Source organism: Devosia sp. LC5 (assembly GCF_000735585.1).
In the GTDB taxonomy this organism is placed as follows: Bacteria; Pseudomonadota; Alphaproteobacteria; order Rhizobiales; family Devosiaceae; genus Devosia.
The window spans coordinates 21705-37052 of the sequence record NZ_JNNO01000021.1 but is presented as its reverse complement, the minus strand read 5'-3'; the positions used below and the strand labels follow the sequence as shown (position 1 = coordinate 37052).

The following is a 15348-nucleotide window of genomic DNA, read 5'->3' as shown; positions in this document are numbered from 1 at the left end:
TCTTACAGTACGCACGTGCGGGTATCAGTCTGTCTTTCTCGTTCGCTGTAGTTTGTGTACATACCCTTGGTTTCTCGATACCTCTTCAGCTACTTCGGTCATTTCGTTTTTTTTTGTATAAGTACCCCGCCCCCCCAGAAAATAAAAACGGTGGCGTCCGCGGGCGGCGGAAGGGGGTAAAAAGACCCCCCCCCCCCCCCACCGCCGATCTCTACGAGGCCAACGCCGCCGAGTTCTTCGCCCTCCTCGCCCGCGAGGCCGGCAAAACCTGGGCAGATTCCATCGCCGAGCTCCGCGAAGCTGTCGATTTCCTGCGCTACTACGCCGAACAGGCCGAGGCCCAGCCCCTGGCCGCCCCGCGCGGCCCCTTCGCCGCCATCTCGCCGTGGAATTTCCCGCTGGCCATCTTCACCGGCCAAGTCGCGGCGGCCTTGGTCGCGGGCAATCCCGTCCTCGCCAAGCCCGCCCCGCAAACCCCGCTCATCGCCCACCGCGCCGTTCAGCTTATGCACGAGGCCGGCATCCCGCGTGACGCCATCCAGCTCCTCCCCGGCGCCGGCGAAGTGGGCACCGCGCTCACCTCCGACCCCCGCATTGCCGGCGTCGCCTTCACCGGCTCCCTCCCCACCGCCCGCCGCATCGATCGCGCCATGGCGGCAAACCTGGCGCCCGACGCCCCGCTCATCGCCGAAACCGGCGGCCTCAACGCCATGATCGTGGATTCCACCGCGCTGCCCGAGCAGGCCGTGCGCGACGTGCTCGCCTCCGCCTTCCAGTCCGCCGGCCAGCGCTGCTCGGCCCTGCGCATCCTTTACATCCAGGAGGATGTGGCCGACCGCACGATTGAAATGCTCACCGGCGCCATGGACGAACTCACCCTGGGCAATCCTTGGGACCTCGCCAATGATATCGGCCCCGTCATCGACGAAGCCGCCCGCAGCAAAATCCAAGCCTATATCGACACTTACGAGCGTTCGGGGAATCTGATTCACACCTTGAAGTCCAGAAAAGGACCTCATGGTGAGCTTGTCGAACCACGAGATCCGAGCGCTGGGACTTTCGTGCCCCCCACCGTTCTGCGCGTCACCGGCATCGAGGCCATCCCAGAAGAAATCTTCGGCCCGGTCCTGCATGTCGCGACCTTCAAGGCCGACGATATCGACGCCGTCATTGCCGCCATCAACGCCTCGGGCTATGGCCTCACCTTCGGCATGCATACCCGCATTTCCTCGCGCGTCCGCGCCGTCTCGGCCCAGGTGCATGCCGGCAATATCTATATCAACCGCAACCAGATCGGCGCCGTCGTCGGCTCCCAGCCCTTTGGCGGCGAAGGCCTGTCCGGCACCGGCCCCAAAGCCGGCGGCCCGCACTATCTGCCGCGTTTCACCAAAGGGTACGCGGATTTGCAATCCGCTGCGCTTCCGCTCCCCGGCCCAACCGGCGAAAGCAACATCCTCACGCTGGCCCCTCGCGGCACGCTGCTCTGCCTCGGCCCCAATGAAGCCGATTACGCTGCCCAGCGCCACATGGCCGAAGCCACCTTCTGCATCGCCCTGTCCGCCGAACTCGACCTCGACGCCCTGGCCCACGCCGCAACCTTCCAGGCTGTCGCCTATTTCGGCACCGACCGCAACCTGCGCGCCATCCGCATCGCCCTCAGCGCCCGCGACGGCGCCCTCCTGCCGCTGCTGACGTCAGCGGACGACACCGCCCGCCTCCAACTCGAACGTCACATCTGCATCGACACCACCGCCGCCGGCGGCAATGCCAGCCTGATGGCGTCAGCGGGGTAGGGGCGAAACGCGATGCCAACCCTCTCCCCTTGAGGGAGAGGGACCGTAATTTCTTCGTTCAGAAGAAATTACAGGGTGAGGGGCTTCGATCCGTCCCGCAGGGCAAATCGCTCCAGTGGAGCGATTTGAGGTGAGAAGGCCATGAGAGCTACGCTCGAATGGCGCAAGCCCTCCCATGCTTCAATGCATGTTCGAAGCTCACACTCCCCCCACCGTCATCACCCGGCTCGTCCGGGTGATCCATCTCTCAGCATCAGCGGAGGCATGGATTGCCCGGACAAGCCGGGCAATGACGCAGTGGCGGGTACGGACACAAAAAACACCCCCGGAGTTCCCTCCGAGGGTGCCAACTCTCACAGCAGCGCTAAAACCTACCCCTTGGCCGCCACCATCGCCGCCAGCTTTGCCGGCACCGCGATATACCGCCGGATCAGCTCCACCCGCTCAGCCGTATAATAATCCGCCACGTCGAGCATATTGAGCGTGCCCACCAGCTCCCCGCCCAAAATCACTGGCATGTTGACCACCGATTCACAGCCCAGCGACTGGATCAGTGGATAGTCCGGAAACACCTCGGCAATCGCCTCGATCGAATTGGCGATGAAATATTCCCGCGCCTTATGCACCGTGTCGAACCAGTGGTCGTAGTGCAGCGGCTTGGTCCCCGAAGTCGGATAATTCGCCGCGTCGCTGGTATAAAGCCGGCGCGACAGCTCGTTTGCCATGTCCACGCTCATGAACGTGAACAGCTTTGCCCCCACAATCTCCTGCGTCAGCGTCTGCAGCGCCTCGAACGCCTGCTCAGCGCCCTTCGCCTCGGCAATCTCGGCATCAAACCGCGCCACAGCTGCAAAATAGTCAGTCATTCTTTTGGTCCTTGGTCTTCGATATCGGTATTCTTCGCCTCCCTGGACGGGAGGATAGTCGCATGCGCCAGATTCACCTCGCCCTCAGGGGAGAGGTCGACGGCGCAGCCGGCGGGTGAGGGGTGCGATGCTTCCACATCCTCGATTGCCCCAGCATCGCACCCCTCACCCTTGCCCTCTCCCCTGAGGGGCGAGGGGACGATAGAGCCGATGAATCAAGGGCGCAGATCACCCAGTGGCCCGGTTCGCCCCCTCCGTTGCCGCCAGCAATTCCCTGGAATAGGCCTCCACCAGCCGCCCATGCTTGAGCTGCTCCACATCGGCCACTTCCACGATTCCTCCATGCCGCATCACGGCCAGCCGATCACACAGAAAGCTCACCACCGGCAGATTGTGCGTCACCAGGAGATAAGTCAGCCCCTGTTCCCGCCGGAGCCGTTTCAGCAGGTTCAAGATCTCCGCCTGCACGCTCACATCCAGTGCCGAAGTCGGCTCATCCAGCAGCAAAACCTTGGGCTCCAGCATCAGCGCCCGGGCAATCGCCACGCGCTGCCGCTGCCCACCCGACAATTGGTGCGGAAAGCGGAACCGAAACCGCTGGTCCAGCCCCACCGCCTTCAGCATCGCCTCCACCCGCTCGCCGCGATTGCCCAGGCCGTGAATGGCCAGCGGCTCGCTCAGCGCCGAGTCGATGGTCTTGCGTGGATGCAGCGACCCATAGGGGTCCTGAAACACCATCTGGCATTGCCGCGCCACCGCGCGATCCACCCCATGGCTGCGCGCCCGGCCCAGCACGGAGATGTCCCCCGTCCAGTCCGGCGCCAGCCCCGCAATGGCCCGCAAAATGGTCGATTTTCCCGACCCGCTCTCGCCCACCAGCGCAAAGCTCTCGCCTTCCGCGATGGTCAGGTTCACCCCATGCACCACCTTGGTGTCGCCATAGGAAATGTCGAGATTCTTGAGGTCTATCGCGTTCATGTGCCCGCCCATTGTGTCCGGTCGAGCACCGGCAATTCATCGCGGCTCTCATTGATGGTCGGCATCGCCGCCAGCAGTCCCCGCGTATAGGGATGCTTGGCATTGGCCAATTCCCCCGCCGCGCATTCTTCCACCACAGTTCCCGAATTCATCACCAGAATGCGGTCGCAATAGCGGCTGACCAGGTTCAGGTCGTGGCTGATCAGGATCAGCCCCATACCCTTGCGCGTCACCAGATCGTCAATGATATCGAGCACCTGCGCCTGCACGCTCACATCCAGCGCCGAAGTCGGCTCGTCCGCAATCAGCAGTTCCGGCTCGGGGATCAGCATCATGGCAATCATGATGCGCTGCCCCATGCCGCCCGAAACTTCATGCGGATAGAGCTTGGCCACCCGCTGCGGCTCATTGATCCGCACCGCCTCGAGCATGGAAATGATCCGCGCCTCGATTTCGCGCCGCGGCAGCTTCTGATGCGTCACCAGCGCCTCGGCGATCTGCTCGCCTACGGTCATCACCGGGTTCAGCGAATATTTGGGGTCCTGCATCACCATGGAAATGCGCGCCCCGCGCACCGACCGCATCTGCTTTTCGCTCTGCGCGCGCAGGTCGATCCCCTCGAATTCGAGCTTGTCTGCCGTCACCAGCCCCGGCTTGCGGATGAGCTTGAGGATCGCCCGGCCCGTCATCGACTTGCCCGACCCACTCTCCCCCACAATCCCCAGCCGCTCGCGTCCCAACGCGAACGAAATGCCTTTGACCACTTCCACCCGCCCGCGATGGGTGGGGAAGCTGACCCGCAGATTTTCAACTTTAAGGAGTGTGCTCACAAGTCAAACTCCGCGCGTCCAACACCCACCGCATCTCCCTCGGGCTCGACCCGAGGGCCATTCTCAGCCCGGCACGTACAAGGAGTGATCCTCGGGTCAAGCCCGAGGAGGGCGCCGGTGGTCGTGGTGAAGTCATGCGAAAAAACCATCACTTGCCCTCACTTTTCGGGTCAAGCACATCGCGCAAGCCATCGCCCAGGAAGCAGAACCCCAGGCTCACAATGATGATGGCAAAGCCCGGCATGGTCGCCACCCACCATTGATCCAGAATGAACGTGCGCCCGCGCGAAATCATCGCGCCCCATTCCGGCAATGGCGGCTGCGCCCCCAACCCGATAAAGCCCAGCCCCGCCGCGGTCAGGATCACCCCGGCCATATCCAGCGTCACGCGGATGATCATCGAGGAGGTACAGAGCGGCAGGATATGCTGCACGATCACCCGCAGCGGCGAAGCCCCCTGCAATTGCACCGCGGCAATGAATTCGGAATGCCTTATCGTCAGCGTCTCCGCCCGCGCTATACGCGCATAGGCCGGCCATGAGGTGATCGCGATGGCGATGATGGCATTGTTGATGCCCGGCCCCAGCGCCGCAACGAAGGCCAACGCCAGGATCAGCTTGGGCATGGACAGGAAGATATCCGTGAACCCCATCAGAATGCGGTCCACCCAGCCCCCGAAATAGCCCGACAGCGCCCCCACCAGCAGCCCCAGCGGCGCCGAAATCAGCGCCACCAGCCCCACAATGGTCAGGGTAATCTGGCTGCCCCAGATCACCCGCGAAAAGATATCGCGGCCCAATTCATCCGTGCCCATCCAGTGCGCACCCGATGGCGGTGCCAGCCGGTTCGCCAGATCCTGCCCGGTGGCCGAATAGGGGGCCAGCCACGGCGCAAAGATCGCCGTCAGCACCAGCACCAGGATGATCACCCCGCCCACCACCGACAGTGGATTGCGCAGCAGTGCGGTAAACACCCGATACGCCCGCCCGGCATTGGCCTGCCAGCGCGAGGTCGGGGAATCTTCAAGCAGCCAGTCACGTGTTGAACTCATCAGCGTGCCCTCGGATCCAGCACCCGGTACAAAACGTCCGAGACCTTGTTGATGAAAATGAACACCGCCCCGATCACCAGCGTCGCGCCGAGCACCGCGTTCATGTCGGCATTGAGCAGCGCCGTGGTCAGGTAATTGCCAATGCCCGGCCAGGAGAACACCGTCTCGATCATCACCGAGCCTTCCAGCAGCGCCGCATAGCTCAGCGCAATCACCGTGATCAGCGGCACCCTGATCGGGTTGAACGCATGCCGCCAGATCACCACCCGCTCCGGCACGCCCTTGACGCGCGCCGTGGTCACGAATTCCTGGCTCAACTGATCCAGCATGAAGCTGCGCGTCATCCGCGCGATATAAGCCAGGCTGAAGAACCCCAACACCGCAGCAGGAAGCAGCAAGTGATTGATCGCATTCCAGAAAATATCGATATCACCCGCGATCAGGCTATCGATCAGTAACAGCCCGGTTACCGGTGACACCAGGCCATCGTAGAAAATATCCAGCCGCCCCGGCCCCCCAACCCAGCGCAGCCGCGCATAAAACAGCGCCAGCCCCACCAGCCCCAGCCAGAACGCCGGCACCGAATAGCCCAGCAGCCCCACCACGCGGATGATCTGGTCCAGCCAACTGCCCTGCCGGCTCGCCGCGATCACCCCGAGCGGCACACCGAGCGCCACCCCGATCAGAATGCCGATCGTCGCCATTTCCAGCGTGGCCGGGAAAAACCGGCTGATATCGGCAATCACCGGCCGCCCGGTCGAAACCGACATGCCGAAATTGCCGCTCAGCACATTGCCCACATACTGCACGAACTGCACATAAAGCGGCTGGTCCAGCCCCATCGACACCCGCGCCGCCTCATACACCGCCTTGCTCGCCCGGTCGCCCACCACCGCCAGCACCGGATCGATCGGGATCACCCGCCCGATGAAGAAGGTGATCGCCAGCAGCCCCAGAAAGGTGAGGAAAATCGTGACTACGAAGCTGATCACAGCCTGCACCCGCCGCCCCCAGCGCTTGCCCGCACCAATCGATGGGCTAGGGGAGGGCACTGCTGTCCCGATCTGCGGCTCCATGCTCACGCGGCTAAATCCTCCAATAAAAACAATGCAATAGGCCCGCAAGCGGACTCTCTTGCAGACTGTGAAGGGCTTCACATTTCGCTTTCACCATACAGAAAACTTTGCTTATATCAAAAAAATTATGGTGGAGACGTATGGCAGGAACCGCACTGGCCAAGTCCGATCTGGATGGGCACCCCAAGGTGGGCTCGCTCATTCGCGCCCGTCGCCGCCAGCAGCAGATGACGCTGCAGGAGCTTGGCACCGCCGCCGACGTCTCGGTGGGCTATCTCAGCCAGGTCGAGCGCGATCACTCCACCCCATCCCTGGGCACGCTGGCGCAGATCGCCCGCGCTCTGGGCGTCGGCATCGATTATTTCGTCTCCGCCCCCAGCGCCGATAATGCCCTTACCCGCGCCAGTGAGCGCAACCGCTTTTCGGTCGACGGCTCCTCCATCATCTATGAGCGTCTGGGCGCTGACTTCCCCGGCAATATGCTCTCCAGCTTCATCATGACGGTGCCGCCCGGCTATCGTTCGGAAACCGTGGCGCATGAGGGCGAGGAAATCCTCTATGTGCTCGAAGGCTCCATCACCCAGCGCCTCGAAGGCGAGGAAATGGTGATGAGTGCCGGCGATAGCCTGCATTTTCGCGGCAACCGCCCCCATTCCTGGTCCAACCATACCGGCCAGCCCGCGCGCCTGCTCTGGACCGGCACGCTCACCCTCTTCCGCTCGACGGCAAAGCCTTCCCGCCAGCCGTCGGCGAAGCCGAAAACCGGCAAATCCAAGCCGGTGAAACAAAAGAAATTGGTCAAATAATAACAGGAGAAACGCCATGAAACTGCTGACAGCAGCCTTACTTGCTACTGCGCTGACGCTGCCGCTGGCCGGCACCGCTGCCTTCGCTGCCACGCCTGCCGACGCTCTCGTCGTCGCCCAGAATATCGACGACATCGTCGCGATCGATCCGGCCCAGGCCTATGAGTTCACCTCGGGCGAGCTCAATACCAATCTCTATGATCGCCTCGTGCAATACGATGCCGAGGACACCACTGTCCTCGCGCCCGGCCTCGCCAGTGAATGGGTCGCCGACGACGCTGCCAAGACCATCACCTTCACCCTGCGCGATGGCGTCACCTTCTCCTCGGGCAATCCGGTTCGCCCTGAAGACGTGGTGTTCTCCTTCTCCCGCGTCATCAAGCTGAACAAGACCCCGGCCTTCATCCTGGCCCAGCTTGGCTGGACCCCGGAAAACATCGCCGACATGGTCACCGCCGCCGATGGCAAGGTGGTCGTGAAGTATGACGGCGATTTCTCCTCCGCCTTCGTGCTCAACGTGCTGGCCGCCCGGCCGGCTTCTATCGTCGACGAAGTTACCGTCATGGCCAACGAGGTCGATGGCGACATGGGCAATGCCTGGCTGAACACCAATTCGGCCGGTTCGGGCCCCTTCGTGCTGGCCGATTACCGTCCCGCCGAAATCATCCGCCTCACCGCCAACGAGAACTACTTCAAGGGCGCCCCGGCCATGAAGACGGTGATCATCCGTCACGTCGCCGAAGCCGCTACCCAGCAGCTGCTGCTGACCTCGGGCGACGTCGATATCGCCAAGAACCTCACCCCCGACCAGATCGGTAGCCTGCCTGCCGATAGCGTCAAGGTCGAGACCTTCCCCCAGGCGGCTGTGCACTTCCTCTCCTTCAACCAGAAGGACGAAGCTCTCACCCCGCCAGCCGTGTGGGAAGCCGCCCGTTACCTGGTCGACTACGATGGGATGACCAAGTCCTTCCTCGCCGGCCAGATGGAAAAGCACCAGGCCTTCTGGCCCAAGGGCTTCCCCGGCTCCTATGACGAAACGCCCTATAGCCTGGACGTCGAAAAGGCCAAGCAGATCCTCGCCGATGCGGGTGTCGCCACCCCCATCACCGTGACCCTGGACGTGATCAACTCGACCCCGTTCACCGACATCGCCCAGTCCCTGCAGGCCAGCTTTGCCGAAGCCGGCATCAATTTCGAAATCCTGCCCGGCACCGGCGCCCAGGTCATCACCAAATATCGTGAGCGCACCCACCAGGCCATGCTGCTCTATTGGGGCCCCGACTTCATGGATCCCCATTCCAACGCCAAGGCTTTCGCCTACAATTCGAACAATGCCGACGACGCCTACGCCGCCACCACCACCTGGCGCAACGCCTGGGCCGTGCCGCAGGAAATGAACGACGAAGTGACCGCGGCTCTCGCCGAACCTGATCAGACCAAGCGCAACGAGTTCTATGTCGACCTGCAGAAGCAGGTGCAGGAAACCTCGCCCATCGTCATCATGTTCCAGGCCACCTACCAGGTCGCCATGGCCAATGCCGTCAGCGGCTACGTCAACGGCGCCACGTCGGACTTCGTCTACTACCGCCTCGTGACGAAGCAGTAATCCCGCAGCGGCCCTGCCATGCCGCCGCGAACGGGAGCCGAGCCCCAGGCCCGGCTCCCCACTTCCTTCCCAAACCACAGTGTCATTCCCGCGAAAGCGGGAACCTCCGTTTCCTTCTCCAAGTTCAAACAGAGGTCCCTTCGCCTTCGCGGGAATGACTGAGAAAAATACTTGCTCTGCGCCGATCAGAACTCCACCCGAGGATTGAGTAGACCTCATGGTGAGCCTGTCGAACCACGAGGTCGTGGCATCATCCCGCCACGACCCCACCCTTCGACAAGCTCAGGATGAGGTCTACTGAGTTCTCCCAAAATCCGAGCCCGCCATGACCCCCATTCTCACTACCCGCCTCGCCAATCTCCGCGCCCGCATGGCCGAAACCAACACCGACCTCGTCGCCATCGGCCCCTCCAGCCACATGCTCTACCTCGCCGATCTCTCCCCCCATGGCGACGAGCGCCCGGTGCTGCTCCTGATCTCGCCGACCTTCGCCGGCTTCCTCATGCCCGCGCTCAATGTCGACAGCGCCCGCCAGCACACCGATCTGCCCTTCTTCCCCTGGACCGACGCCGACGGCCCCGATGCCGCCCTGCAGGATCTGCTCAACGCCACCGGCGTTCCGCGCATCAGCCCCTCCATCGTTCTCGACGAAACCATGCGCGCCGATTTCGCGCTCCTCGTCCTCGATGCGCTGCCCGGCGCCAGCCGCCGCTTCACCAATGACACGGTTGGTTATCTCCGCTCCCGCAAGGACGAGGCCGAATACACAGCCCTCAAGGCGTCAGCCGTCCTCAACGATGCCGCCATGGAAGCCGGCTTCGCCGCCCTCAAGCCCGGCATTACCGAACTTGAAGTCGCCAGCACCATCCGTGATTTCTACAAGGCCAATGGCGCCACCCCCGAATTCACCAGCGTCTGCTTCGGCCCCAACGGCGCCTTCCCCCATCACCACACGGGCGAAACCCAGCTCAAATCGGGCGACGCCGTCCTCATCGACATTGGAGGCCGCATCCATGGCTACCCCTCCGACATGACCCGTGTCGGCTATTTCGGCTCCGCCCCTGAAGGCTTTGGCCAGATCCACTCCATTCTCGATCACGCCGTCACCGCGGCCATGGCCGCCGCCAAGCCCGGCGTCAAAGCCAGCGCCGTCGACAAGGCCGCCCGCGACGTCATCACCGCCGCCGGCTACGGCCCCAATTTCCTCCACCGCACCGGCCATGGCCTCGGGATCGACATCCACGAAACGCCCTACATCACCGCCACCAGCGAGACGGTACTGGAAGAAGGCATGGTCTTCTCCATCGAGCCCGGCATTTACCTGCAAGGCCAATTCGGCCTGCGCCTCGAGGAAATCGTCATCATCCGCAACGGCGTGGCCGAAATCCTCTCCGACATGCCGCGTAACGCTGTAGCTGCCGGCTGAACTTGCGCCCTTCTCACCTCTCCCTTTGGGGGAGAGGTCGGCGCGTAGCGCCGGGTGAGGGGGCCTTACCTGAGGTATTCATGCCCCCAATCCTCACCACCGACCGCCTCATCCTGCGCGCCCACACCGCCGCCGACTTCCCCGGCTGCTGCACCCTCTGGTCCGACCCAGACGTGACCCGCTTCATCGGCGGCCGCCCGAGCACGCAAGAAGAAGTCTGGTCCCGCATCCTGCGCTATATCGGCCATTGGCAAGCGCTGAATTACGGCTACTTCGTCATCACCGATCGCCAGACCGGCACCATCATCGGCGAAGTCGGCCTCGCCGATTTCCACCGCGATTGCGTCCCGCCTATCGATGTCCCCGAGTCCGGCTGGGTCCTGCTGCCGCAATATCACGGCCGCGGCCTCGCCCGCGAAGCCCTCACCGCTCTGCTCGCCTGGGCCGACCAATCCATGCCCCGCACCGTCTGCATGATCGACCCGGACAACACGCCTTCGCTGAAGCTGGCCGCCGCCCTCGGCTACACTGAATATGCCTGGCCAACCTATAAGGGCGAGCCAACGACTTTGCTGGAGCGGGGGCAACCGCTAGCGTCGGGGTGACACCGTGGCATTCCTGAGATTGAACAAAGCCCTCAGTCGTCCACCCTCCCCCTTGTGGGGAGGGAAGCGAGATAGGATTTAGCTTCAGCTAAATCCGTAATCGAGCAGGGTGGGGGTATGCTTCCGCACACTCGACGATTGTGGCTTCCCTCCACCCCCTCCCAACCTCTCCCATCAAGGGGGAGGTGCCGCCCGATGGATGTGGCAAAATACTGCCAAATACTCGATGGGGAGGGCTAGGGAAGGGTGGCGAGAGCCCCAATGCCGGGAGCTTCTAACCCCTTAGCAGCGCCAATCCCGCCGCCACATCCCGCTCAAACACCAGCACATTATCCACCACGCTCAGCCGCCCGTGATGCACGGCCGTCTTCCGTGCCGCCACGTCCGGCGGCCCGGCCTTGTCCTGCGTCTCGTCCCATTCGGGATGGGTGAAATAATACAGCGCCCCATACTCGCCCACCACGACCACATCGGCATGCCGCAGGAAGCGGACATCCATCGGATCGGCGCCCGGTTCACCCCCGATAATCCCTTGCCGCTCCCAGTTCACCGCATCCTTGGACCGGTACACGCCTTGCCCGCGCCATTCATCCACGATCAGCCAGTGCCAGCCGCCCAGCACGAACACATTGGGTCCCTCATGCGGCGGCGCATCTGGCGAGCCGGGCAGCACCAGCCCCTCCTGCCGCCAGATATAGAGATCCGTGCTCACCGCGCTCCAGGTGCTCGAGCCGGCATCCTCGTCCTTGTACCACATGCGCCATAGCCCATCCGGGCACTTGAGCACACAGGCGTCGATCACCCGTGGCCCATTAAGCGTCAGCGGCCCCACCCGCGTCCAGGTCTCGAGATCGGGGCTGGTAAAATGCGTGATCGTCCGCGGCACGCCCGGCCAATTATCCGGCACCCCGGGAATGTAGCTCAGCCACATGTGATACTCGCCTTCGGCCCAGATCACCTCCGGCGCCCAATGCGTATTGGTCTGCCCTGCATCCCTGGGGTCATCCAGCCCCTTGACCGTCCCGCGATAATGCCAGCTCGCTCCATCATCGGTGGAGACGGCCACCCCGATCGGCGAGCCATGGATCCAGGTAAAATTCGGCCCCTCCGCCGCCGGCTGCCGGTTGGTGTAAAACATCCACCACTCGTCCGTGCCCTGCTTGCGAATAACCGTCGGATCCGCCGCCCCATCGGCAACGGGATCACGATAGATCGGTGCGCTCATTTTGCCTCCGGTGTTTCAGTCGTCACCCCTCATCCGCCCTCCGGGCACCCTCTCCCGCAAGGGGGGAAGGTAAGAAACACTACGCTCCGTGGCTCCCCCACCCCCTCCCAGCCTCCCCCATCAAGGGGGAGGTGCCGCTCAGTGGAAGTGCCAACATGCTGCCCAGAACGCGATGTCACCCTCCCCTTGATGGGGAGGGCAGGGTGGGGTGGCGAGAGCCCCAATACCAGCCCCTCATACACCAACCGACCGCGCCCTTAGCAGGGGCGTGCCTTAGCTAGCCCCCTCATAAACCCGCACCGACCGCCCATCCGGCCGATCAACCAATCTGCCCGCAACCCCCACCAAGCCATTGGCGCGACTCACCATCTCCCGGTCCGTCGCCAGCTTCCCGTCGCCCGCATCTTCCGTGCTCAACACACTGGCTTTCAGCAGCCGCGAATAGGGATGCTCGGGATTATCCAGCACCGTCCGCGCATCGCCCATTTCCACGATCCGCCCGCGCTGCATGATGATGATGCGGTTGGAAATGTAATAGGCCGTCGCCAGATCGTGCGTGATGTAGATCACCGACACTTTCAGGTCATCCCGCAGGCTCTTGAGCAGGTTGACAATGCTCATGCGCAGGCTGGCATCCACCATCGACACCGGCTCGTCCGCAATCAGCAGCGGCGGACTGGGGATCAGCGCCCGCGCAATGGCCGCGCGCTGAAGTTGCCCGCCGCTCATTTCATGCGGATAGCGCCCCTTCACTTCGGCAAGGCTCAACCCCACTTTTTGCAGCGCCCCGTCCATCGCCCGGTCCAGTTCGCTCCGGTCCCGCAGTTTCAAAAACCGCCGCGCCGTGGATTCGAGGTACCGGTCGATCCGCTTGAGCGGGTTGAACGCCTCGAACGGGTTCTGGAACACCGGCTGCACATTGGCCATGAATTCGAGCCGTTCGGCCCGGCTCACCTTGGCGCTCACCGTCTTGCCGCGAAAGCTGATCGTGCCATTGCTGGGCAGTTCCAGCCCCAGGATCATCCGCGCCAGCGTCGTCTTGCCCGACCCGCTCTCCCCGATAATGGTGAAAATCTCAGGCTTTTCGACGCTCAGCGAAAAGCTCGCGCCCTCCACGGCATTGACCAGTTTGCGCGACAGCAACCCGCCCATGGTGAATTGCTTGGAGACATTGTTGATATCCAGCAGTGTGCTCATACCATCACCCCGTGGCTTGCATGGGGCGCCACCAGCGGCTCCACATCCTTCCAGCGCCAGCAGGCGGTGCGATGATCCTTGCCCACCGTTTCCATCGGCGGCACCTCGGTCTTGCATTTGTCCACGGCCAGCGGGCACCGCGGATGAAACCGGCACCCCGCCGGCGGTGACGCCAGACTCGGCGGCCGCCCCTCCAGCGCCGGGCGCTGCGCCGTATCGCCAATGCGCGGCAGGCTGGCCACCAGATGGGCCGTATAGGGATGCTTGGGCGCGAAGAACATTTCGCGCGTCGGCCCTTCCTCCACCAGCCGCCCGGCATAGATAATGCCCACGCGATCGGCCACATTGGCATGCACGCTCATGTCGTGCGTCACGAACACCACCGAGGCGCCCATTTCCTTCTGAATATCGCGGATCAGGCTGAGCACTTCCTTCTGCACCACCACGTCCAGCGCCGTGGTCGGCTCGTCCGCAATGATGAATTCGGGGTGGCACACCGTCGCCAGCCCAATGGTCACGCGCTGCCGCATGCCGCCCGATAGCTCATGCGGATAGGCCCTGAGCACATCCGGCGACAGCTTGAGCCTGTCCAGATGCCCGATCACCCGCTGCTTGAACGCATCGCCCGACAGCCCCAGCGGCTTGGCCGCAAAATCCTCGAACGTCTTGCCGATCCGGCGCACCGGGTTCAGCACGCTCATCGAGCCCTGCATGATGTAGCTCAGATGCTTCCAGCGCACCGCCTCGATCTGCTTGTCGCTGGCCGTAGCGACATCGATCGGGTGGCCCTTGAAGTCGTATTTGACCGAGCCTGCCACCACCCGGAACGGCGGCCGCATCGCCGCCGCCAGCACCTTGATGAACGAGGTCTTGCCCGACGAGCTTTCCCCCGCAATGCCGTAAACCTCATTGCGCTTGATGCTCATGGTGATGTCGTCGACGGCCCGCACTTCGCGCTGCACGCCGTAATAATTCATCTGATAATAGGCCTTGAGCCCATCGACGGTCAGGATTTCATTGGCCATCATCAAGCTCCCATACGGCGAAGGCGGCTGCGCGGGTCGATATATTCGTTCATCGACATGGCCAGCAGGAACAGCCCGATAAAAGTGATGACGATCAGCACCACCGGAATGAGGATCCACCACCACACGCCCACCATCATGGCCGAGTGGGAATTGGCCCAATACAGCACCGTGCCGATGGTGGGATTGTTGAGATTGGTGAAGCCCAGCACCGCCATGGTCACTTCCAGCCCAATCGACCACAGCATATTGTTCATGAAGGTGGCGAACACGATCGGCATCACATAGGGCAGGTGCTCTTCGAGCAGCACCTTGCTCGTGCTCATGCCGGCAAATACGGCATGCCGGGTAAATTCGCGATGCTTGAGCCCCAGCGCCACCGAGCGGATCAACCGCGCGTCGAACGGCCAGCCGAAACACGCCATGATCAGCGCCAGCGTGAAACTGTCGAGGCTGTTGCGCAGCACGAAATAGAACAGCACCAGGATCGGGAAGATCGGCACGGCCACGAAGATGTCGTTGATGAACATCAGCACCCGGTCCACCCACCCGCCGGCATAGCCGCTCAGCAGGCCCACCGCGATCGAGATGATGCGGCTCAGCACGGCCACGGTAATGCCGAAGATCAGGCTGTTCTTGAACGCGGCCGACAGCTGCCAGAACAGGTCCTGCCCGCGCGAATTGGTGCCGAACCAGTACTGGCCCGAAGGCGGCTGGTCGGGAATCGTCATGTAGATCAACGTCGGATCGACCGGCGAGAAAAAGCTCAGCGCGGCGAAAATCACCACGAACCCGACGAGGATCAGCCCGATGGTGAATTCCAGATTATAGCGGATAAGGTCGCGAAACACTGCAAACATGGGG

At 62.9% G+C, this 15348-nt stretch carries 13 protein-coding genes and 1 pseudogene; 5 read left to right on the top strand and 9 right to left on the bottom strand.

Annotated features, from left to right (window positions below):
- Positions 1-203: 203 nt before the first annotated feature.
- Positions 204-1793 (top strand): annotated as a pseudogene (locus tag FF80_RS12030) (L-glutamate gamma-semialdehyde dehydrogenase); the annotation flags it as partial.
- A 371-nt stretch (positions 1794-2164) separates the two neighbouring features.
- Here FF80_RS12030 and FF80_RS12025 read toward each other — a convergent pair.
- From FF80_RS12025 to FF80_RS12005, 5 genes are all read right to left on the bottom strand, one after another.
- On the bottom strand, positions 2165-2659 hold the full coding sequence (locus FF80_RS12025; RefSeq protein WP_035100669.1) for a GAF domain-containing protein: 495 nt from the start codon (positions 2657-2659) through the stop codon (positions 2165-2167).
- Between the two features lie 228 nt (positions 2660-2887).
- Complete coding sequence (locus tag FF80_RS12020) at positions 2888-3637, bottom strand: ABC transporter ATP-binding protein (protein WP_035100682.1); 750 nt, start codon at positions 3635-3637, stop codon at positions 2888-2890.
- Positions 3634-4467, bottom strand: coding sequence for an ABC transporter ATP-binding protein (locus FF80_RS12015; RefSeq protein ID WP_035100666.1), 834 nt, complete (start codon positions 4465-4467; stop codon positions 3634-3636). Before FF80_RS12015 ends, FF80_RS12020 begins: the two co-directional genes overlap by 4 nt.
- Positions 4468-4615: 148 nt before the next feature.
- On the bottom strand, positions 4616-5518 hold the full coding sequence (locus FF80_RS12010) for an ABC transporter permease (protein WP_035100664.1): 903 nt from the start codon (positions 5516-5518) through the stop codon (positions 4616-4618).
- Positions 5518-6594 (bottom strand): ABC transporter permease, encoded by a 1077-nt coding sequence (locus tag FF80_RS12005; protein ID WP_081917405.1) that lies wholly within the window; start codon positions 6592-6594, stop codon positions 5518-5520. The genes FF80_RS12010 and FF80_RS12005 overlap by 1 nt, the downstream gene beginning before the upstream one ends.
- Positions 6595-6734: 140 nt before the next feature.
- Between FF80_RS12005 and FF80_RS12000 the strand changes: the two genes are divergently transcribed.
- The 4 genes from FF80_RS12000 (at position 6735) to FF80_RS11985 (ending at position 11037) form a co-directional block, all read left to right on the top strand.
- The gene (locus FF80_RS12000; RefSeq protein WP_035100661.1) at positions 6735-7400 is read left to right on the top strand and encodes an XRE family transcriptional regulator; all 666 of its coding nucleotides are present in this window, start codon (positions 6735-6737) and stop codon (positions 7398-7400) included.
- A 16-nt stretch (positions 7401-7416) separates the two neighbouring features.
- Positions 7417-9006, top strand: coding sequence for an ABC transporter substrate-binding protein (locus tag FF80_RS11995; protein WP_035100658.1), 1590 nt, complete (start codon positions 7417-7419; stop codon positions 9004-9006).
- A gap of 325 nt (positions 9007-9331) precedes the next feature.
- Positions 9332-10432, top strand: a complete 1101-nt coding sequence (locus FF80_RS11990) for a Xaa-Pro peptidase family protein (protein WP_035100655.1) — start codon at positions 9332-9334, stop codon at positions 10430-10432.
- 80 nt (positions 10433-10512) lie between these two features.
- The gene (locus tag FF80_RS11985) at positions 10513-11037 is read left to right on the top strand and encodes a GNAT family N-acetyltransferase (protein WP_035100653.1); all 525 of its coding nucleotides are present in this window, start codon (positions 10513-10515) and stop codon (positions 11035-11037) included.
- Between the two features lie 274 nt (positions 11038-11311).
- Here FF80_RS11985 and FF80_RS11980 read toward each other — a convergent pair whose 3' ends face one another.
- From FF80_RS11980 to FF80_RS11965, 4 genes are all read right to left on the bottom strand, one after another.
- Positions 11312-12262, bottom strand: a complete 951-nt coding sequence (locus FF80_RS11980) for a hypothetical protein (protein WP_035100650.1) — start codon at positions 12260-12262, stop codon at positions 11312-11314.
- Positions 12263-12535: 273 nt separating this feature from the next.
- A complete protein-coding gene (locus tag FF80_RS11975) occupies positions 12536-13459 on the bottom strand; it encodes an ABC transporter ATP-binding protein (RefSeq protein ID WP_035100648.1) in 924 nt (307 codons plus the stop codon).
- Positions 13456-14484: an ABC transporter ATP-binding protein gene (locus FF80_RS11970; protein ID WP_052153454.1), complete on the bottom strand. Its 1029-nt coding sequence runs from the start codon at positions 14482-14484 to the stop codon at positions 13456-13458. The genes FF80_RS11975 and FF80_RS11970 overlap by 4 nt, the downstream gene beginning before the upstream one ends.
- A gap of 2 nt (positions 14485-14486) precedes the next feature.
- Positions 14487-15344: an ABC transporter permease gene (locus FF80_RS11965; protein ID WP_035100645.1), complete on the bottom strand. Its 858-nt coding sequence runs from the start codon at positions 15342-15344 to the stop codon at positions 14487-14489.
- Positions 15345-15348: the final 4 nt, after the last annotated feature.

Excerpts from the sequence above, each read along its gene's own strand:
- FF80_RS12025 (WP_035100669.1), bottom strand. The coding sequence starts at position 2,659 with ATGACTGACTATTTTGCAGCTGTGGCGCGGTTTGATGCCGAGATTGCC.
- FF80_RS12020 (WP_035100682.1), bottom strand. The coding sequence starts at position 3,637 with ATGAACGCGATAGACCTCAAGAATCTCGACATTTCCTATGGCGACACC.
- FF80_RS12010 (WP_035100664.1), bottom strand. The coding sequence starts at position 5,518 with ATGAGTTCAACACGTGACTGGCTGCTTGAAGATTCCCCGACCTCGCGC.
- FF80_RS12005 (WP_081917405.1), bottom strand. The coding sequence starts at position 6,594 with ATGGAGCCGCAGATCGGGACAGCAGTGCCCTCCCCTAGCCCATCGATT.
- FF80_RS12000 (WP_035100661.1), top strand. The coding sequence starts at position 6,735 with ATGGCAGGAACCGCACTGGCCAAGTCCGATCTGGATGGGCACCCCAAG.
- FF80_RS11995 (WP_035100658.1), top strand. The coding sequence starts at position 7,417 with ATGAAACTGCTGACAGCAGCCTTACTTGCTACTGCGCTGACGCTGCCG.
- FF80_RS11990 (WP_035100655.1), top strand. The coding sequence starts at position 9,332 with ATGACCCCCATTCTCACTACCCGCCTCGCCAATCTCCGCGCCCGCATG.
- FF80_RS11985 (WP_035100653.1), top strand. The coding sequence starts at position 10,513 with ATGCCCCCAATCCTCACCACCGACCGCCTCATCCTGCGCGCCCACACC.
- FF80_RS11980 (WP_035100650.1), bottom strand. The coding sequence starts at position 12,262 with ATGAGCGCACCGATCTATCGTGATCCCGTTGCCGATGGGGCGGCGGAT.
- FF80_RS11975 (WP_035100648.1), bottom strand. The coding sequence starts at position 13,459 with ATGAGCACACTGCTGGATATCAACAATGTCTCCAAGCAATTCACCATG.
- FF80_RS11970 (WP_052153454.1), bottom strand. The coding sequence starts at position 14,484 with ATGGCCAATGAAATCCTGACCGTCGATGGGCTCAAGGCCTATTATCAG.
- FF80_RS11965 (WP_035100645.1), bottom strand. The coding sequence starts at position 15,344 with ATGTTTGCAGTGTTTCGCGACCTTATCCGCTATAATCTGGAATTCACC.